Origin of the sequence: Streptomyces sp. NPDC047706, from assembly GCF_043204795.1 — a bacterium.
In the GTDB taxonomy this organism is placed as follows: domain Bacteria; phylum Actinomycetota; class Actinomycetes; order Streptomycetales; family Streptomycetaceae; genus Streptomyces.
On the sequence record NZ_JBIDCW010000008.1, the window covers coordinates 34,082 to 53,003 of the forward strand.

At 74.0% G+C, this 18,922-nt stretch carries 10 protein-coding genes and 4 pseudogenes; 9 read left to right on the forward strand and 5 right to left on the reverse strand.

The window, feature by feature from the left end; genetic code table 11:
* Nucleotides 1–176 precede the first annotated feature (176 nt).
* Together ACGF8A_RS11755 and ACGF8A_RS11760 are read left to right on the forward strand one after the other, a co-directional pair.
* The gene (locus ACGF8A_RS11755) at nucleotides 177–1,004 is read left to right on the forward strand and encodes an enoyl-CoA hydratase family protein (protein WP_393106806.1); all 828 of its coding nucleotides are present in this window, start codon (nucleotides 177–179) and stop codon (nucleotides 1,002–1,004) included.
* Between the two features lie 2 nt (nucleotides 1,005–1,006).
* Nucleotides 1,007–3,289, forward strand: coding sequence for a bifunctional salicylyl-CoA 5-hydroxylase/oxidoreductase (locus tag ACGF8A_RS11760; RefSeq protein ID WP_393106809.1), 2,283 nt, complete (start codon nucleotides 1,007–1,009; stop codon nucleotides 3,287–3,289).
* A 68-nt stretch (nucleotides 3,290–3,357) separates the two neighbouring features.
* Here ACGF8A_RS11760 and ACGF8A_RS11765 read toward each other — a convergent pair whose 3' ends face one another.
* Both ACGF8A_RS11765 and ACGF8A_RS11770 read right to left on the reverse strand, forming a co-directional pair.
* The gene (locus ACGF8A_RS11765) at nucleotides 3,358–4,170 is read right to left on the reverse strand and encodes a PaaX family transcriptional regulator C-terminal domain-containing protein (protein WP_393106811.1); all 813 of its coding nucleotides are present in this window, start codon (nucleotides 4,168–4,170) and stop codon (nucleotides 3,358–3,360) included.
* Between the two features lie 15 nt (nucleotides 4,171–4,185).
* A complete protein-coding gene (locus ACGF8A_RS11770; protein ID WP_393106813.1) occupies nucleotides 4,186–5,790 on the reverse strand; it encodes an AMP-binding protein in 1,605 nt (534 codons plus the stop codon).
* Nucleotides 5,791–5,915: 125 nt separating this feature from the next.
* Here ACGF8A_RS11770 and ACGF8A_RS11775 point away from each other — a divergent pair, with 125 nt between their 5' ends.
* Both ACGF8A_RS11775 and ACGF8A_RS11780 read left to right on the forward strand, forming a co-directional pair.
* Nucleotides 5,916–7,082, forward strand: coding sequence for an acyl-CoA dehydrogenase family protein (locus ACGF8A_RS11775; protein ID WP_393106815.1), 1,167 nt, complete (start codon nucleotides 5,916–5,918; stop codon nucleotides 7,080–7,082).
* Nucleotides 7,079–7,477, forward strand: a complete 399-nt coding sequence (locus ACGF8A_RS11780) for a RidA family protein (protein WP_393106817.1) — start codon at nucleotides 7,079–7,081, stop codon at nucleotides 7,475–7,477. The genes ACGF8A_RS11775 and ACGF8A_RS11780 overlap by 4 nt, the downstream gene beginning before the upstream one ends.
* On the opposite strand, the pseudogene ACGF8A_RS11785 reads toward ACGF8A_RS11780, so the two are convergent.
* Nucleotides 7,477–7,638, reverse strand: a pseudogene (locus ACGF8A_RS11785) (DUF5999 family protein); the annotation flags it as partial. The gene ACGF8A_RS11780 and the pseudogene ACGF8A_RS11785 sit on opposite strands and share 1 nt — an antisense overlap.
* A 216-nt stretch (nucleotides 7,639–7,854) precedes the next feature.
* On the opposite strand from ACGF8A_RS11785, the gene ACGF8A_RS11790 reads away from it, so the two are divergent.
* On the forward strand, nucleotides 7,855–8,286 hold the full coding sequence (locus ACGF8A_RS11790; protein WP_393106819.1) for a DUF6299 family protein: 432 nt from the start codon (nucleotides 7,855–7,857) through the stop codon (nucleotides 8,284–8,286).
* Between the two features lie 472 nt (nucleotides 8,287–8,758).
* Here the strand turns inward: ACGF8A_RS11790 and ACGF8A_RS11795 are convergent.
* Both ACGF8A_RS11795 and ACGF8A_RS11800 read right to left on the reverse strand, forming a co-directional pair.
* Nucleotides 8,759–8,908 (reverse strand): annotated as a pseudogene (locus ACGF8A_RS11795) (DUF397 domain-containing protein); the annotation flags it as partial.
* Nucleotides 8,909–8,920: 12 nt separating this feature from the next.
* A pseudogene (locus tag ACGF8A_RS11800) lies at nucleotides 8,921–9,385 on the reverse strand (DUF5753 domain-containing protein); the annotation flags it as partial.
* Nucleotides 9,386–9,857: 472 nt separating this feature from the next.
* Here ACGF8A_RS11800 and ACGF8A_RS11805 point away from each other — a divergent pair.
* The 4 genes and pseudogenes from ACGF8A_RS11805 to ACGF8A_RS11820 all read left to right on the forward strand — a co-directional run bounded on the left by ACGF8A_RS11805 (nucleotide 9,858) and on the right by ACGF8A_RS11820 (nucleotide 18,385).
* Nucleotides 9,858–11,474 (forward strand): TIGR02677 family protein, encoded by a 1,617-nt coding sequence (locus tag ACGF8A_RS11805; protein ID WP_393106821.1) that lies wholly within the window; start codon nucleotides 9,858–9,860, stop codon nucleotides 11,472–11,474.
* On the forward strand, nucleotides 11,471–12,778 hold the full coding sequence (locus tag ACGF8A_RS11810) for a TIGR02678 family protein (RefSeq protein ID WP_393106823.1): 1,308 nt from the start codon (nucleotides 11,471–11,473) through the stop codon (nucleotides 12,776–12,778). Before ACGF8A_RS11805 ends, ACGF8A_RS11810 begins: the two co-directional genes overlap by 4 nt.
* A gap of 8 nt (nucleotides 12,779–12,786) precedes the next feature.
* Nucleotides 12,787–17,024 (forward strand): annotated as a pseudogene (locus ACGF8A_RS11815) (TIGR02680 family protein).
* Complete coding sequence (locus ACGF8A_RS11820) at nucleotides 17,021–18,385, forward strand: TIGR02679 family protein (RefSeq protein WP_393106825.1); 1,365 nt, start codon at nucleotides 17,021–17,023, stop codon at nucleotides 18,383–18,385. The pseudogene ACGF8A_RS11815 and the gene ACGF8A_RS11820 overlap by 4 nt, the downstream one beginning before the upstream one ends.
* Nucleotides 18,386–18,922: the final 537 nt, after the last annotated feature.

Consider the following 18,922-nt stretch of genomic DNA (forward strand, 5'->3'; position numbering starts at 1 on the left):
CACTGTTACCGCGTCATTGATGTCCGGTGACGTCCGTGACCCGCCACGGCCACTGTGACCAGGTCAACACCCGGGCCCGTCTCTTATCGCGCACTCATGACGACAGTCACAGATAAGTGATAACTTCGGGGGGTAGAGGTCAGTGAGGCAGTGCCCGCCCAAGGAGGCCGCACCCCATGAGTCCCTTCACCGGCTCCGCCGCCCCCACCTCGCCCTGGCACCATCTGCGCGTGGACCGCGCCGACGGTGTGGCGACGGTCACCCTGGCCCGCCCCGACAAGCTCAACGCCCTCACCTTCGGCGCCTACGCCGACCTGCGGGACCTGCTCGCCGAGCTGTCCCGGGAACGGTCCGTGCGCGCCCTGGTCCTGGCCGGCGAGGGGCGCGGCTTCTGCTCGGGCGGGGACGTCGACGAGATCATCGGCGCCACGCTCTCCATGGACACCGCCCAGCTCCTGGACTTCAACCGGATGACCGGGCAGGTGGTGCGGGCGGTACGGGAGTGCCCGTTCCCGGTGGTCGCGGCGGTGCACGGCGTGGCGGCGGGCGCCGGGGCGGTGCTCGCGCTGGCGGCGGACTTCCGCGTCGCGGACCCCACCTCCCGCTTCGTGTTCCTGTTCACCCGGGTCGGCCTGTCCGGCGGTGACATGGGTGCGGCCTACCTGCTGCCCCGGGTCGTCGGCCTCGGTCACGCGACGCGCCTGCTGATGCTGGGCGAGCCGGTCCGGGCGCCCGAGGCCGAACGGATCGGACTGATCAGCGAGCTCACCGACGAGGGCCGGGCCGACGAGGCCGCCCACCGACTGGCCCGCCGGCTGGCCGACGGCCCCGCACTGGCGTACGCCCAGACCAAGGCCCTGCTGACGGCCGAGCTGGACATGCCGCTGGCGGCCTCGGTCGAACTGGACGCCTCGACGCAGGCCCTGCTCATGAACGGCGAGGACTACGCCGAGTTCCACAAGGCGTTCAAGGAAAAGCGGCCCCCCAAGTGGCAGGGGCGATAGGGATGCCGGCCAATCCGCTCCGTATCGCGGTCACCGGGGGAGGCCCCGGCGGCCTCTACGCCGCAGCCCTGCTGAAACGCCTCGACCCGCGACGCCGCATCACCCTCTGGGAACGCAACGCCCCCGAGGACACCTTCGGCTTCGGAGTCGTCCTCTCCGACGAAACGCTCGGCGGCATCGAGCACGCCGACCCCGTCGTCCACGAGGCGCTGCGACAGCACTTCGTCCGCTGGGACGACATCGACATCGTCCACCGCGGCGAACGGCACACCTCCGGCGGGCACGGCTTCGCCGCCCTCGGCCGCCGACACCTGCTGGAGATCCTGCACGACCGCTGCCGCGGGCTCGGCGTCGACCTCCGCTTGCGCACCGAGGCGCCGCCCCCGGCCGCGCTCTCGGCCGGCTACGACCTCGTCGTCGCCGCCGACGGGGTGCACAGCGCGATCCGTGAGGCGTACGCCGACGTGTTCCGGCCGCACATCACCGCGCACCGCTGCCGGTACATCTGGCTCGCCGCCGACTTCGCCTTCGAGGCGTTCCGCTTCGAGATCGCCGAGACCGAGCACGGCGTGATGCAGCTGCACGGCTACCCCTACGCACCCGGCGCGTCGACCGTGATCGTCGAGATGCGCGAGGAGGTCTGGCAGGCGGCGGGCTTCGACGAACTGGGCGAGCCGGAGTCGGTCGAGCGCTGCGCCAAGATCTTCGCGGACGCGCTCGGCGGCCGCCCGCTGAAGTCCAACAAGTCCACCTGGACCACCTTCCGCACGGTCGTCAACGACCACTGGTCCCACGGCAACGTCGTCCTGCTCGGCGACGCCGCGCACACCGCCCACTTCTCCATCGGCTCCGGCACCAAGCTCGCCGTCGAGGACGCGCTCGCCCTCGCGGCCTGCCTGGAGGAACGGCCCACCCTCGACGAGGCCCTGGCCGCGTACGAGGAGGAGCGCAGGCCCGTCGTCGCCTCCACCCAGCGAGCCGCCAGGGCCAGCCTGGAGTGGTTCGAGAACCTCGCCGTCCATCTGGACCAGCGGCCCCGCCAGTTCGCCTTCAACCTGCTCACCCGCAGCCGCCGGGTCACCCACGACAACCTCCGGATGCGTGACGCGCACTTCACCGAGGCCGTGGAGCGCGAGTTCGGCTGCCCGCCCGGCACGCCCCCGATGTTCACCCCCTTCCGGCTGCGCGGACTGACCCTGCGCAACCGGGTGGTGGTCTCGCCGATGGACATGTACTCGGCGGTCGAGGGTGTCCCCGGCGACTTCCACCTCGTCCACCTCGGCGCCCGCGCGCTCGGCGGTGCCGGGCTGCTGATGACCGAGATGGTGTGCGTGAGCCCCGAGGGCCGGATCACCCCCGGCTGCGCCGGGCTGTACACCGGCAAGCAGGCCGAGGCATGGCGGCGGATCACCGACTTCGTGCACAGGCAGGCACCCGGCACCGGGATCGGCGTGCAACTCGGCCACAGCGGGCGCAAGGGTTCGACCCGGCTGATGTGGGAGGGCATGGACGAGCCGCTGCCCGACGGCAACTGGCCGCTCGTGGCCGCCTCCCCGCTGCCGTACAAGCCCGGCAGCCAGACCCCGCGTGAGCTGTCCCGTGCGCAGCTCACCGACATAAGGGAACAGTTCACCGCCGCCGCCTGGCGGGCCGCGCGGGCCGGTTTCGACCTGCTCGAACTGCACTGCGCGCACGGCTATCTGCTCTCCGGCTTCCTCTCCCCGCTCACCAACCGCCGCACCGACGCCTACGGTGGCTCGCTCGCGCAGCGGCTCCGCTTCCCACTGGAGGTGTTCGACGCCGTACGGGCCGTGTGGCCGGAGGAGAAGCCGATGACCGTGCGGATCTCCGCCACCGACTGGGCCGAGGGCGGCACCACGCCCGAGGAGGCCGTCGCGATCGCCCGCGCCTTCGCCGCGCACGGGGCCGACGCGATCGACGTGTCGACCGGGCAGGTGGTGGCCGAGGAGCGGCCGGAGTTCGGGCGGTCGTACCAGACGCCGTACGCCGACCGGATCCGGCACGAGGCAGGGGTCCCGGTGATCGCGGTCGGCGCGATCTCCTCCTGGGACGACGTCAACTCCCTGATCCTGGCGGGCCGTACGGACCTGTGCGCGCTGGCCCGCCCGCACCTGTACGACCCGCACTGGACGCTGCACGCGGCCGCCGAGCAGGGGTACGACGGTCCGGGCGTCGCCTGGCCGGCCCCGTACCGTGCGGGCAGCCGCCCACCGCGCACCGGACGCACCGACGCCCCCAAACCCCGCTTGGCGCTGGGTGGTTGAATGCCACCGGCCCGGCCGTGCGGTGCTCCCGCCGGCCGGGCCGGTGAGGGGGAGTGCTCCCCGCCGGGTCACAGGCCCGCGAAGAGCGCCCCCGCGTCCCGCAGCCGCTCGTGCAGCCCCCGGAACACCGCCGCCGACCGCGCGCCCGGCCAGTTCGCGGGCAGCAGCGCGGCCGGCAGTCCGGGATCGGTGTAGGGCAGATGGCGCCAGGTGTCCAGCGCGAGCAGGTAGTCCCGGTAGGCCTCCTCGGGCGGGGTGTCCGCGCGCCGCTCCCAGGCGCGCAGTACGCCCGCGTGCCCCTCGAGGAAGGCCTCGTGCTCCTTGGCGATCGCCGCCAGGTCCCACCAGCGGGCGACCGCCTCGACGGTCGGCGTGAAGCCGAGGTGGCGGCCACGGAAGAGATCGACGTACGGGTCGAGTCGCAGCCGTCGCAGGGTGTGCCGGGTCTCCTCGTGGAGCCGGGCCGGGGCGATCCACACACCGGGCGCGGCGGTGCCGAAGCCGAGCCCGGCCAGCCGGGAGCGCAGCACGTGCCGCTTCTGCCGCTCCGACTCGGGCACGGAGAACACCGCGAGCACCCAGCCCTCGTCCTCGGGCGGCGCGGTGGCGTAGATGCGCCGGTCGCCGTCCTCCAGCAACTGCCGGGCATCGGGCGAGAGTTCGTAACCCGCCGCGCCCTGCTCGGTGCGGGCCGGGACCAGCAGGCCGCGGCGTTTGAGGCGGGACACCGACGAGCGCACCGAAGGCGCGTCCACGCCGACCGCGGCCAGCAGCCGGATCAGCTCGGCCACGGGTACCGGGCCGGGCATGAAGCGGCCGTATGCGCCGTAGAGCGTGACGATGAGGGAGCGGGGAGCGTGCTGGTCGGACACGTTGATCATCTTAGGTCGTGCGGATCACTGCCGGTCGCCCGTGGTGCGCAGACGGAACCTCTGGAGCTTCCCGGTCGCCGTGCGCGGGAGGGCGTCCAGGAAGACGATCTCCCGGGGGCATTTGTAGGGCGCCAGTTCGGACTTGACGAAGGCGCGCAGCGCGTCGGCGTCCCGTTCCGCGCCCTCCTTGAGGACGGCGTACGCCACGACCGCCATGCCGCGTGCCTCGTCGGGGCGGCCGACGACCGCCGCCTCCACCACGTCGGGATGCCGCAGCAGCGCGTCCTCGACCTCGGGCCCGGCGATGTTGTAGCCGGCCGAGATGATCATGTCGTCGGCGCGGGCGACGTACCGGAAGTAGCCGCCGGGCTCGCGGACATAGGTGTCGCCGGTGATGTTCCAGCCGCCGCGCACGTAGTCCCGCTGGCGCGGGTCGGCGAGGTAGCGGCAGCCGACCGGGCCGCGCACCGCCAGCAGGCCGGGCTCGCCGTCGGGCAGTTCGCGCCCCTCGGCGTCGACCACGCGCGCCTGCCAGCCGGGCACGGGCACACCGGTCGACCCGGGTCTGATGTGCTCGTCGGCCGCCGAGATGAAGATGTGCAGCAGCTCGGTGGCGCCGATGCCGTTGATGACACGCAGCCCGGTGCGCTCGTGCCAGGCCCGCCAGGTGGCCGCGGGCAGGTTCTCGCCGGCCGAGACGCAGCGGCGCAGCGAGGTCAGATCGTGGCCGTCGAGCTCGCCGAGCATCGCACGGTACGCGGTCGGCGCGGTGAACAGCACCGACACCCGGTGCTGGGCGATCGCGGGCAGCAACTGCTTCGGGCCCGCCTGTTCGAGCAGCAGCGCGCCGGCGCCCGCCCGCAGCGGGAAGACGACCAGACCGCCGAGGCCGAAGGTGAAGCCGAGGGGTGGGCTGCCCGCGAAGACGTCGTCGCCGCGTGGGCGCAGCACGTGTTTGGAGAAGGTGTCCGCGATCGCCAGCACATCCCGGTGGAAGTGCATGCACCCCTTGGGCCGTCCGGTGGTGCCGGAGGTGAACGCGATCAGCGCCACGTCGTCCGCGGCGGTGTCCACCGCCGGGTACGGGGTGGCGGGCGCGGGGAGGCGGAGGAGGTCGTCGGGCGCGTCACCGCCGTACGTCGTGATCCGCAGACCCGGTATCTCCGCCTTGGCGAGGTCGTCGACGGCCCGGACGTCGCACAGCGCGTGCCGGACGCGGGCGATCTCGCAGATCGTGCTCAGCTCGTGCGGGCGCTGCTGGGCCAGTACGGTCACGGCGACCGCGCCCGCCTTCAGCACCGCCAGCCAGCAGGCCGCCAGCCACGGTGTGGTCGGGCCGCGCAGCAGGACACGGTTGCCGGGGACGATCCCGAGGCCGGTGGTGAGGACGTGCGCGAGCCGGTCGACGCGGGCGCGCAGGTCGCCGTAGGTCCAGGAGGGTCCCTGCGGGGTGTGGAACGCGGGGCGGTCGCCGGGCGGGCCGTCCAGGAGGTCGGCGGCGCAGTTCAGCCGTTCGGGGTAGTGCAGCTCCGGCAGGTCGAAGCGGAGTTCGGGCCACTGCTCGCGCGGCGGGAGATGGTCGCGCGCGAAGGTGTCGACGTGGCCGGAGCGGGTCGGACGGTCGTCCATGGCGGTTCGCCCCCTTGCCTGGTCGGCGTCGTGGTGGGCTCGCACGAGGAGCGTATCGTGTTGGTGACGGCAGTCAACGGGGCGCGATACCGTCGGGTGAGACCGCTCCGGAGGGAGGACCGGCAGTGCCCGCATTCTCACTCGAACCGGACCAGGTGGCGTGGTGCGCCGAGCTGCGCGCCCTCGCCGCGCAACGGCTGCGCCCGCTCGCCGAGAAGGGCGAACCCGGCCACGTCAACCGCCCCCTCGTCACCGAACTGGGCCGACTCGGCCTGACGGACCGGCTGTTCACCTCCGGCGCGCTCGACCTCTGCCTGATGCGCGAGTCCCTCGCCTACGCCTGCACCGAGGCCGAGACCGCCCTCGCCCTCCAGGGCCTGGGCGCCCACCCCGTCCACGCCCACGGCACACCGGCGCAGCGCGACCGCTGGCTGCCGGGGGTGCGCGACGGCAGCGTGGTCGCGGCCTTCGCCCTCAGCGAGCCGGGCGCGGGCTCGGACGCGGCGGCGCTCGCCCTGCGGGCCGACCCGGACGGCGGCGCAGGGAACGCGACGGCCGCCCGGGCCGACGGCCCCCGCCGCTGGCGGCTCACCGGCGAGAAGTGCTGGATCTCCAACGCGCCCGAGGCCGACTTCTACACCGTCTTCGCGCGGACGACCCCGGACGCGGGCGCGCGTGGCGTCACCGCCTTCCTGGTGCCGGCCGACCGGCCCGGCCTCACCGGCACCGGGCTCGACATGCTCTCCCCGCATCCGATCGGCGCCCTCCACTTCGACGCCGTGCCCGTCACCGCCGACGACGTGCTCGGCGAGACCGACCGGGGCTTCCGCGTCGCCATGGGCACACTGAACCTGTTCCGGCCAAGCGTCGGCGCCTTCGCCGTCGGGATGGCCCAGGCCGCCCTGGACGCGAGCCTCGCGCACACCGCCGGACGTGAGGCCTTCGGCGGCAAGCTGAAGGACCTTCAGACCGTCGCCCACCAGGTCGCCGAGATGGCCGTGCGCACGGAGGCGGCCCGGCTGATGGTGTACGCGGCGGCGACGGCCCACGACGACGGAGCGGACGGTGTGCCGCAGCGGGCCGCGATGGCGAAGCTGCTCGCCACCGAGACCGCGCAGTACGTCGTCGACGCGGCGGTCCAGCTGCACGGCGCGCGTGCGCTGCACCGCGGCCATCTGCTCGAACACCTCTACCGCGAGGTGCGTGCCCCGCGCGTCTACGAAGGGGCCAGCGAGGTTCAGCGCGGCATCATCGCCAAGGAGCTGTACGCCACCGTGGAGGCCCGACCGTGACCACCGAGCGCATCGACCCGCCCGAGCTCTCCCCGGCCACCGGCTTCTCGCACGCCGTCGTCGCCACCGGCTCCCGTCTGGTCTTCCTGGCCGGCCAGACCGCGCTCGACACCGACGGCAAGGTGGTCGGCGACACGCTGCCCGAACAGTTCGAGCGGGCGCTCGGCAACCTGCTGACCGCCCTGCGCGCCGCCGGCGGCACCCCGGCCGCTCTCGCCCGCGTCACCGTCTACGCCACGGACGTCGCCGCCTACCGCGCACACGCCCCGGAACTCGGCCGGATCTGGCGGAGCCTGGCCGGACGGCACTATCCGGCGATGGCCGTCGTCGAGGTCGTCAGGCTGTGGGACGAGGCGGCGACGGTGGAACTCGACGGGTTCGCGGTGCTGCCCTGACGCCAGGGCGCGACCACCCGGCCGTCGGGCAGCAGCGCACCGGTGTCGTCGAAGACGATCGCGCCGCTGCACAGCAGGCTCCACCCCTGCTCGGGGTGGGCGGCGACGACGTGCGGGGCGCGGGCGTCGGGCCGGGAGCACGAAGGCTGGTGGGAACACATGGCGCACCTCAGCGGTCGAAGGACCATCCGTACACCTCACACCATCCTCCCGCAGTGAACGTGCGGGAACGGACCGCCGAGAAGCGTGACAAGACGGGGACAACACCCGGACGCCTCCCGTACGGCCGGGCGGACTCGCCACCGAAGGAGTGACGGTCACGCCCCCGGAGCCGAGCGCCCGGTACCAGTGGAAGCCCCACCTCAGGAGGTCCTTCCATGCCCATGCGCCCCGCCCTCGGCGCGGCCGTCACCGCCGCGCTGGCCCTGTTCGCCGCCACCCCCTCGACGGCGGCGGCCGCCGAACCCAGCGAGTCGATCACCGTCGACCCCAAGGGCCGCATCGCCCCCGACGGCACGATCACCCTCACCGGCACCTACCGCTGCGCCGACAGCACCGGCCCGGTCTTCGTCAGCTCCTCGATCGCCCAGACCGACCCCTGGGTCCGGTACGGCATCGGCGGCAGCCGTGCCGTGTGCGACGGCAAGGAGCACCGCTGGGAGAACACTGGCAAGCCCAGGAACCGGGTGCTCGACGCGGGCCCCGCCCATGTCGACGCCACGCTCATGGAGCTGCGCCCGCAGGGCGGCCTGCCGCTGCCCGCCTTCCACGCGGAACAGCGCAAGGACATCACCCTGGCCAAGGGCTGACCCGTCCGGTCCAGGCGCCCGCCCCGGGATTCCCGGGGCGGGCGCCTGGGCGTTCCCGGGTGCCAGGTGCCGGGTGCCCGGCGGCCGGGAGGCGGCCGTGTGCCCACGCCAGGCGGTGATCGCGGCCATGTGCCCACATCGGAGGCGCGGCGTGGGCCGACGGTGGGCGCGGTCGCGGTGACCCATGCCGGCGGCGCGGAGCAGAGTGAGGCGGATCGCCCGCCCGGCCCGTCGGGGCGCACGCCGGTACGGGTCGCGTCGGGCCGGATGCCGGTGCAGGGGTGAACAGGGAGCGTGCGCCACCGCCACGGTCAATCCCGGGAAGACACCATGACCACTCGCCGTCATCGGAGCCGGCCGCGGTCTCGGATCAGATGGGGCGGTGACCAACTCCCGGAAGGGGCCGGCCGGGGCTGTGATCTGCGGCGCCGGCCGGTCACGGCTCGGCGGGCTCACGCTTGACGTACGACCGTCAGGCCTCCCTGACGAACCCCGCCCACGTTTCGTGTGACACCCGGATGACGGGTCCGGCCACGGCCTTGGAGTCCCGGACGTGTACGACTCCCGTGCCGGCCGCGACCTCGACGCACTGGCCACCCTCGGCTCCGCTGTAGCTGCTCTTGAACCAAGCGAGGTCGGAGGCTACGGCTGAGGACTCAGAGCTGTTCATAGCGATCCCATAGCGGGCCGCGGCGAGAGTCGTCTGCTCCGGCTTGGTTTGAAGGGCGCTGGTTCCTTGAACTTCGGTGTAGACGAACCTCATTCCGTCCTTGCGTGTGATCACAGTGAATGCGCCGTCTACGCCAGCGTTGTGCTCGCGATCCGTTGGCATGACTTGCAGCTCGACGTTCTGCTTCCCGCCGATCAGGACCAGATGTTCCAACTGGCCTCGATGCACGGCCTTGCCGCCCCAAGGGTGCCGCAGTGCCGCTTCTTCGAGTACGAAGCTCAGTAGCGGCGCGGGCCAGCGGCTGAAGATGTCCTGCCGGACCAACCGGGCCGCCACCCGCTGCTCGACGGTCTCCTGGTCCAGGACCGGGCGCCGCATGTCGAGTACCGCCCTCGTGTACTCCTCGGTCTGCAGCAGACCGTTGAGAACGCCACCACGGCCCCGGCCCTCTCGTCCGTACCCTCGGTCATCGCTACCGCCTCCCTGGCCCAACGCCGCCCCGGCGGCCCCGTCACGCCGCGAGTCTCGTACTCGTGCCGCCACCGCGCGTACAGCGGATCGCGTCGTTGCGTCACCGCTGGTCACGCTACGCGACCACGGACACCGTCGTCGGCATGACGAGCCAACTCCCCAGCCCACCAGCACATCCCGAGCGAACCTGCCCGCACGATCGGGTTCGAGGTCACCGGCACCCGCACCGAACGCATGCCGCCCGGACCGGAAGCGCCGCCCGCCCCCGGCTCCGAGGACACCGGCGGCCGAGCGCCGCTTCCCGTCGCGGCGCTCGCCACCCGCTGGGGCCGGCACCTCAGGCCCGAAGGCCCGCGCAGGACGGTCGGGGCGGAGCGCGTGCCGGCAACCCCCACGTGAGCCCGTGACCGGGGTGGAAGAATGCGGCGAGATGACCTCCAGCGACTACACCCCGTTCGCCCACCTCACCACCCCCAACGCCCCCCTCTACCGCCAGGTCATGCGGGCCTTCCTCGCCGCCAAGGAGCGGTTCGCGGTGCATCTGCGGCCGGAGGACGTGCACGCCGCGCTGGACGCGGGGAACCGGCCCGCCGACCTCGAAGCGGTGACGCAGGCGCTGGACAAGCTCGTGGAGTGGGGCAACCTGCGGGCCGACCCCGACCACGCGCGGGTGACGGCGGTCGAGGACTTCTACCGCAGGCGGTTCATCTACCAGCTCACCCGGGCAGGTGAGGCGGCCGAGGCGGCGCTGGGGACGTACGACGAGGTGCTGGGGCGGCGCGGCGAACTCCAGGCGGTCGCGCTGTACGACATCGTCACGCAGCTACGGGCGCTCCTGGTGATCGCCGCGGAGGACGAGCCCGACCCCGCCAAGGCATACGTCGCGCTGTCCGTGCTGACGGCGCGGTTCACCGACCTCGCCGACAACGCCCGCGCCTTCATGGGCTCGCTCCAGCGCACCATCGACCTGCACGACATCGAGGTCGAGGCGTTCCTCGCCTACAAGGACCGGCTGATCCAGTACCTGGAGCGGTTCATCCAGGACCTCATCACCCTCGGCGGGCGGATCGCGCTGCTGATCGGGGAACTGGAGGAGCAGGAACGGGTAGCTCCGCTGCTGCGGCTGGCCGCAGTCCGCGAGGCCGCCGACGCCGCTCCCGAGGACGCCGGGCGGGCGGAGGCGGTGGCGTACGAGCGGTGGGCCGCGCGGTGGTCCGGGCTCGCCGAGTGGTTCGTCTCGGGGGAGGGACGCGAGTCGCAGGCCAGGCTGCTGCGCGGGCGGGCGCTCGGTTCGGTCCCGCAGCTCCTGGCCGTCGTACGGCAGCTCAACGAGCGGCGGGCCGGACGCTCGGACCGCTCGGCCGACTTCCGCACCCTGGCGCGCTGGTTCGCCCAGGCGCCGGACGACGAGGCGCGGCACCGGCTCTGGCGGGTGGCGTTCGCGCTGTACTCCTCCCGGCACCTCACCGTCGACGCCGACACCCTCGCCGAACGGACGGCCTCCCCGGAGCCGGCCTCCACTCCGTGGAGCGGGGCGCGACCGCTGCGGATCAGCCCCCAGCTGCGCCGCACCGGCAGCTACGAACGGCGCGGCAGGCCGCGCCGGGTGGCCGACCGGGGCGAGGCTAAGCGCCGGCTCGCCGAGATCGCCGCCCGGCAGACGGAGGAGATGAGGAGGGCCCGGGACCGCCTCGTGACGGGCGGGCCGGTGCGGCTGTCCCAGCTCGGCGAACTCGACCCGCTCGCCTTCCAGTTGTTCCTGCGGCTGCTCGGCGACGCGCTCGCCACCTGGCGGCCGGGCACGACCACCACCGCGGCCACCGGCGGGGACGGTTCGATGGAGATCCGGCTGACCGCCCTCGACGACGGATCGACGGCCGAAGTACACACCCCCGACGGTGTGTTCTTCGGCCCCGACCACCTGATCGACATCGTCGACCTCACGGTGGGGCACGGCGACCGGACCGTACCGCCATCGGCACCCGTCTCCCTCCACCTCCCCGCCCCCCGGCGCGACACCGCTCCCCGGCCCGCGGAGGAGCGATGAACGGCCCCCTCGCCGAGGTCCTCGACGGCCAGCGGCAGGCCGACCTCCAGAAGGCCGCACGCGCCCTGCTGAAGGAGCCGCTGCTCACCGCCGACGGACCGTACGCCGACGAGTTCCGGCTGGTGCGCCGGCACGCCGCCGAACTGCGGGAGTGGTTCGAACGCAACGTCGGCTGGATGCTGCGCACGGACGCCGACGCCGCACGGCTGCGCAAGACGCCGGGTACCCTCACCGACGCGACGCACCCGGCGCGCGAGGCCACCCGCAGCGCCCTGCCGTTCACCCGCCGCCGCTACGTCCTGCTCTGCCTGGCCCTGGCCGCGCTGGAACGGGGCGAGTCGCAGGTCGCGCTCGGACGCCTCGCCGAGCAGGTCGTCCTGGCCGCCGCCGATCCCGAACTCGCCGCCGCCGGCATCACGTTCACTCTGGAGCGGCGCGACGAGCGCGTCGACCTCGCGGCCGTCGTCCGTCTGCTGCTGCGGCTGGGGGTGCTGCGGCGGGTGGCCGGCGACGAGGACGCCTACGTCAGCGGATCGGGCGACGTGCTGTACGACGTGCGGCGGCGTGTGCTGGCCGGGATGCCCGCGTCCCTGCGGGGCCCCTCCATGGTCGAGTCCGAGACCTTCGAGGAGCGCCTGATGGAGATGACCGCGTGGACCGCGCTCGACAGCGAGGAGCTCAGGTTCCGGGCGGTCCGCTGGAAGCTGACCCGCATCCTCCTGGACGACCCGGTGCTGTACTACGACGACCTGACCGACGAGGAACTGGCCTACCTCACCCGGCAGCGCGGCTTCATCACCGCCCGCATCAACGAACTGACCGGACTCGTCCCGGAGGTCCGGGCCGAGGGCATCGCCATGGTCGACCCGATGGACGACCTCACGGACACGCGCATGCCGGAACAGGGCACCCGCGGTCACATCACCCTGCTGCTGGCGGGGCACCTGGCCCGGGCGGACGGGCCCGTGGAACCGGCGGAACTGGCGGCCCGCGTACGGGAACTGGCCGTGGAACACGGCGGGTTCTGGTCCAAGTCGGCGAGGGAACCGGGCGCGGAGCCCGAACTCGTCGAGCAGGCGCTGACCCGGCTGGTGGCGCTGGGACTTGCCGAGCGCACCGAACGGGGCGTCGTACCGCGGCCCGCCCTCGCGCGGTACGCGGTCGGCGATCCCGTCGTCAGGGAACCCGGACCGGCCCGCCGGCCCGCCACGACCGAGCAACCCGAGCAACCCGAGCAACCCGAACAACCCGAACAATCCGCGCAACCCGCGCAACCCGCGCAGCCCGTGCAGGACGAAAGGTGAACCACCCCGTGACCGCGCCTGACGGAGCCGGGTCGCCCGGCCCCGCGCTCCCCGCTCCCGCTCCCGGCCGGTGGCGTCCCCTGCGTATCGGACTCGTCGACCTCTTCCACTACGACGTCGAGGAGTTCTGGTTCCGCGACGGCCGGCTGCTGCTGCGCGGCAACAACGGCACCGGCAAGTCGAAGGTGCTCGCCCTCACCCTGCCGTTCCTCCTGGACGGTGACCTGTCCGCCCGCCGCGTCGAACCCGACGGCGACCCGGGCAAGCGCATGGAGTGGAACCTGCTCCTGGGCGGCGCGCACCCGCACCCCGAACGGCTCGGCTACACCTGGATCGAGTTCGGACGGCTCGACGGCACCACGGGCGAGGCACACTTCCGCACCCTGCTGTGCGGACTGAAGGCGGTCGCCGGCCGCGGCATCGCCCGCCACTGGTTCGCGGTCACCGGCCAGCGGATCGGCGCCGGCCTCGACCTGCTGGACGCGACCGGGACGGCACTGTCGCGGGACCGGCTCGCCGAGGCCGTCGGCGGTCACGGCATGGTGTACGACACCGCCAAGGCCTACCGCAGGGCGGTCGACGAAGCCCTGTTCGGGCTGGGGGAGCGGCGCTACGGCGCCCTCGTCGACCTCCTGATCCAGCTGCGCCAGCCCCAGCTGTCCAAGCGCCCCAGCGAGGCCGCCCTGTCCCGGGCACTGACCGAGGCGCTGCCGCCGATGGACCAGGCAGTCGTCGCCGACGCGGCGGAGGCGTTCCGGTCGCTGGACGAGGAGAAGGAGGAACTGCGGGCGGCCCGCGAGGCCGAACAGGCGTCCTCGGCGTTCCTCGACCACTACCGCCGCTACGCCCGCCTCGCCTCCCGGCGCCGCGCCCGTCTGCCCCGCCGTGAACACGCCCGGTACGAGAACCTGCAACGGGAACTCGCCAGGGCACAGGCGGACCGGGACCGGGCCGTGGCGGACCGCGAGGAGGCCGGTCGCAGGGTGGCCGCCCTCGATGAGCGGGCCGCCCGGCTGGCCGCTCAGGACGCCACGCTGCGGTCCCGGCCCGAGATGCGCGATGCCCGCGCGCTCGACCGTGCGGCGGACGACGCCTCCCGCACGGCCGCGGAGCTGAAGCGGGCCGAGGCCGACCGGCGTACGGCGGCCGAGGCGCACACCCGGGCCCTGGGCCGGCTCGCCACCGCGGAGGGCCGGCTCACGGCCGCCCGGGAGGCACTGGACGGCGTCCGGGACCGGGTGGCCGAGAGCGCCGCGGCCGCCCGGCTCGACGTCCCCAGGACGGAGGGAGCCCCCGACGCGGTGCTGCGCCGGGAGGCGGACGAGGCGGCCGCGAGCAGGCGGCGCGCCGTCGAGCACGTGGCGGAACTCGTCACGCGCGCCGAGCAGGCCGAGGAGCGGCACCGGGCCGCCCGGCTGCGCGCCGACGAGGCCGACGAGGAGGTCGTGCACGGCGGGGAACGGCTGGCCGAGGCGGAGGAGGCCCTCGCCCGGGCAGGGCGGGCGCTGGTCACAGCCGTACGGGAGCACCTTTCCGGGTGCGTGGAGCTGCGGCTGCCCGGGCTGCCCGGGGTCCTGGACGCCGTACAGGACTGGGCGAGCTCTCCGGACGGCCCGCTGCCCGCCCGTACGGCGGCGGGCGAGGCGCATCGCGCCGCCGCCTCCCGCCTGGCCGACCGGGCGGCCGGACTGGCCCACCGCGAGGCCGGGAGAGCGGAGCGGCAGCGGCTGGCGGCAGAGGAACTGACCACTCTCGAAACCGGTGGACAGCGCGGCCCCGCGGCTCCGCCCACGCGCACACCCGGCGTGCGGGACCGGGAGCCCGGCGCTCCGCTGTGGCGGCTCGTCGACTTCCGCCCGCACCTCTCCGAGGCCGACCGCGCGGGACTGGAAGCCGCGCTGGAGGCGTCGGGGCTCCTCGACGCCTGGGTGCGGCCGGACGGCTCCGCGGTCGCGGCGGACGGCCACGACGTGCTGCTCGACCCGGTCGGGCCGCTCGGCGGGACCGGCCTCGACCGCGCGCTGTGCCCGGCGGTCGACCCCGCGGAGCCGGGGGCCGCCGCCGTGGGGGAGGAGACGGTGGCGCGCCTGCTCGCCTCGATCGGGCTGGCCACGGGCCACGCAGACGGGCCCGGCGAAGCCTCCTGGGAGGCCGGTGACCACGGCACGTGGGTCCGCGCGGACGGGCGGTTCCGGGTCGGGGCGCTCACCGGCAGCTGGGCCAAGGACAGCGCCCAGTACGTGGGGGAAGGAGCGCGGGAGCAGGCACGTCGCGTCCGGATCGCAGAACTGCGCGCCGGGATCGACGGCTTGACGGCGGAGCGCCAACGGCTGGCCGAGGAGTCCCGCGCCGTGGCCGGGCGCCGTGCCGCGCTGGACGCCGAACTCGCCGCACTGCCCGGCGACGACGACCTGCGGCACGCCCACGCACGCGTCACCGCCGCGGCCGAAACGGTCCGCCGCGCCCGCGCCCGGCGGGACGAACGGGCCGCGGAACTGGCTCCGGCGGCGCGACGGGCCGAGCGTGCGGCGACCGAACTCACCGACACCGCGGCCGCCCTGCACCTCCCTGCCGACCACAGGGCACTGGGCGCCGTGCGACAGGCGCTCGCCGACCACGCCGCCCTCCTGGCGGCCCTGTGGCCCGCACTGCGTGAACGCGCCGAGGCCGAGCGCGCGGTGACCGGCGAACAGGAGAGACCCACAGGGCCGAACACCTCGTGTCCGAACTCGCGCGGCGCGCCACGGAAGCGGCCCGAATCGCCGCGGCGGCGGACGAACACCTCACGACGCTGCGCTCCACCGTCGGTGCGGCCGTCGCCGAGCTGCAGAGGCAGCTGGAGGAGACGGCCGAGGCGGCCCGGGCCTGCGAGCAGGAACAGCGGCGGGCCCGGGAGGAGTACGGTGACGCCGACCGGCGGGCCAGTCGCGCCGAGGGACGCATCGAGCAGCTCGCCGAGGACGTCACCGAGGCGACCGCCGCCCGTGACGAAGCCGTCGCCGCGCTCCAGCGGTTCGCCGCGACCGGATTGCTCGACGTCGCGCTACCCGATCTCGCCGTACCGGACGACGGCGGAGGGACATGGGCGGCGACCCCGGCCATCGCCCTCGCGCGCGCCGTGGAGTCACGGCTCGCCTCGATCGACGACACCGACGCGGCCTGGGAGCGTGTGCAGAAGCGGCTGAGCGAGGAGTTCGGCAGGCTCCAGGACGCGCTGTCGCGGCACGGCCACACCGCCACCGCCCGCCCGAGCGAGGACGGCATGCGGGTCGACATCGTCTACCAGGGCCGGGAACGGGCCGTGCCCGAACTCGCCGAGGCACTGTCCGTGGAGGTCTCGGAACTGACCCGCATCCTGTCCGCACGCGAACGCGAGATCCTTCAGACCCATCTGATCACCGAGGTCGCCGGGACGCTCCAGGAACTGATCGGGACGGCCGAACGGCAGGTGGCCGCCATGAACAGGGAGCTGGAGGAGCGCCCGACGTCCACGGGGATGAAGCTGCGGCTGGTGTGGAGAGCGTCCCGCCGCGCCCCGCAGGGACTGGCCCAGGCCCGCGAACGGCTGCGGCAGTCCGCTGACGCGTGGTCGCCGGAGGACCGGGCCGCGGTCGGCGCGTTCCTCCAGGAGCAGATCGCCCACCGGCAGGCCGGCGACAGCGCCGGCAGCTGGCTGGAGGACCTCACCGCCGCCCTCGACTACCGGTCCTGGCACGAGTTCGGTGTCGAACGCCACCAGCACGGCAAGTGGGTCCCGGCCACCGGACCCGCCTCGGGCGGGGAGCGGGTACTGGCCGCGTCCGTACCCCTGTTCGCCGCCGCGTCCTCGCACTACGCGAGCGCGGGCGGCGCGCACGCCCCGCGCCTGGTCACCCTGGACGAGGCGTTCGCCGGCGTCGACGACGACTCGCGCGCCAAGTGCCTCGGTCTGCTCCGCGCCTTCGACCTCGATGTCGTCATGACCAGCGAACGTGAATGGGCCTGCTACCCCCAGGTGCCGGGCATCGCGATCGCCCAGCTCTCCCGCGTCGACGACATCGACGCCGTACTGGTGACGCGGTGGGAATGGGACGGCGGCGCACGGCGGCGCGGCCCCGAGCCCGGTGCCGGGCCGGACGCGCCCGGGCCGGCCGCCGGTGCCGGCGACTCCGTCGAGAGGGCCGACGGGCCGGTGAGTCCTTCCGGCGCGCCAGGGTGGACCGCCGTCGTCGACAGCGCCGGCGGGCAGGGGTCCTTGTGGACGTGAACCATGCAAAGACCCAGTCCCACCGCGACGCGGGCCCGGCGGCGGCCGGACGCACGACACGGCCGGACGCCACCGAGGATGCGGTGCCGGCCGGGCCGCCACCGGCACAGGCCCGGACCGACGTCGACACCGAGCGCCTCGGACGTCTGCTCGGCGATCCCGGCCTTGCCTGGTTCGTGGACCGCGTGCGGCGGCGCATGGAACGCGGCCGGCCGTTGACGGGCACGGTCACCTTGTCCGGCCCCGACGCATCCCAACGGCGGGCCGCCGAACGCCTGCTGGGACGTACGCCACGCTCCAGTGGCTCCCTCGGCGTGCGCCTCGCCACCGTGGACGAGATCCTGCGTCGCTCCGGTGTCAGCCCCGGCGGACTGGCGGTGGCCGTCGTCGCCCTCACCGGCCCGGTCGTACTCCAGGCCGAGACACGGAACAGGGAGGAACAGGCCTGGGAGAAGGCGTACGCCCCGCTGGGCGTCCTCGACGGGGAGCTGGTCCACTGGGCCGAGCGAATCCGCCGTGACGGTCTCGTACGGCGCCTCGTCCGTACGCCGGAGGCCGCGGGCCCCCTGGTGGAGGCCGCCGTGCGCGCGTTGCGTGCGCTGCCCGCGTCACCTCCGGCATCGCGGGCGACGTTCGCGGCACGGAACCTCTCGGGCGCCCATGCGCTGGACGAGGGGACGCCGCTCGCCACTCTCGTCCTGTCCGGCATCCGTAGCCTCACCGGCTTCCCCGACGGCTCCGGTGCGCAGTGGCGGCGGGAGGCGTGGGCCTCGGCGGGCTTGCTCAAGGACGACCTGTCCTCGACCGTCCTCACCCTCAACATGCGCGGTACTCCACCCCTCGACTGGATGGCCGACGCGGGGGAGCCTGCGGTGCTGACGCTCCGCTCCCTCACCGGTCGCGCACCGGTTGCCACGGTTCCCGCGGCGGGAACCGTTCACATCTGCGAGAACCCGGCCGTGCTGTCCGCCGCCGCCGACACCCTCGGCCCGCTGTGCCCGCCCATGGTGTGCCTCCAGGGCCAGCCGTCGGCCGCCGCGCTCACCTTGCTGCGCGACCTGTCCAGCCGGGGGGCCCGCCTTCTTCACCACGGCGACTTCGACTGGGGTGGCGTGCGCATCGCCGCAGCACTGGCGCGAAGCGTTCCCTGGCAGCCGTGGCGCTACACGGCCGTCGACTACCGGGCAGCAGTGCCCGCAGCGGCCGAGGCCCGGGACCTGACGGGCCCGCCCGCCGCAACGCCCTGGGACCCCGCCCTGGCCGTCGCGCTCGCCGAGTGCGGTGTCCGGGTCGAGGAGGAAACGGTGCTGGACGACCTGCTCACAGACCTTGAAGCGGCCTCCCGCCGCGGCGCATTGTGAGAGCGCGGCGGACGCAGGACCGGACCAGCGGCCCGCTCGAAGGAACGATGAGCGCTCTGCGCGGCGGCCGGAAGCCCGGCCACAAGTCCCGGAGCGGTCCCGGAGGCGCCGCCACCCCCCGTCTCACCGCACGCTTCTGCGGCTTGGCAGGGACGTGACGGCGCCCTTTTCCCAGTTGTCGATGCGCCGTCGATCGCGGGGAGGGGGTGGGGATGTCCGATCTGGAGCGGATCACGGCTCGCCGTAGCGAGCTGGACGCGCTCGCCGAGGAGTTGGCCAAGCGGCTGGGGGAGGTCGGGGCCGAGCGGGAAGAGTTGGGGATCGCCGTACCCGGCGGGGCACCGGGGCCGGGAACCGCAAGAACTACTCGGGCAAGAACAAATGACACGGCCTGCTCGTGATCGCGCTCACCGACGACCGGGGCCGACTGGAATGGGTCTCCGCGGCCCGGCCCGGGGCGGACATCAGAGATCACCGCCTGCCGACACGACGAACTCACCGGCCATCTCCGCGCGGCCGGCCTCGGAGCCATCGTCG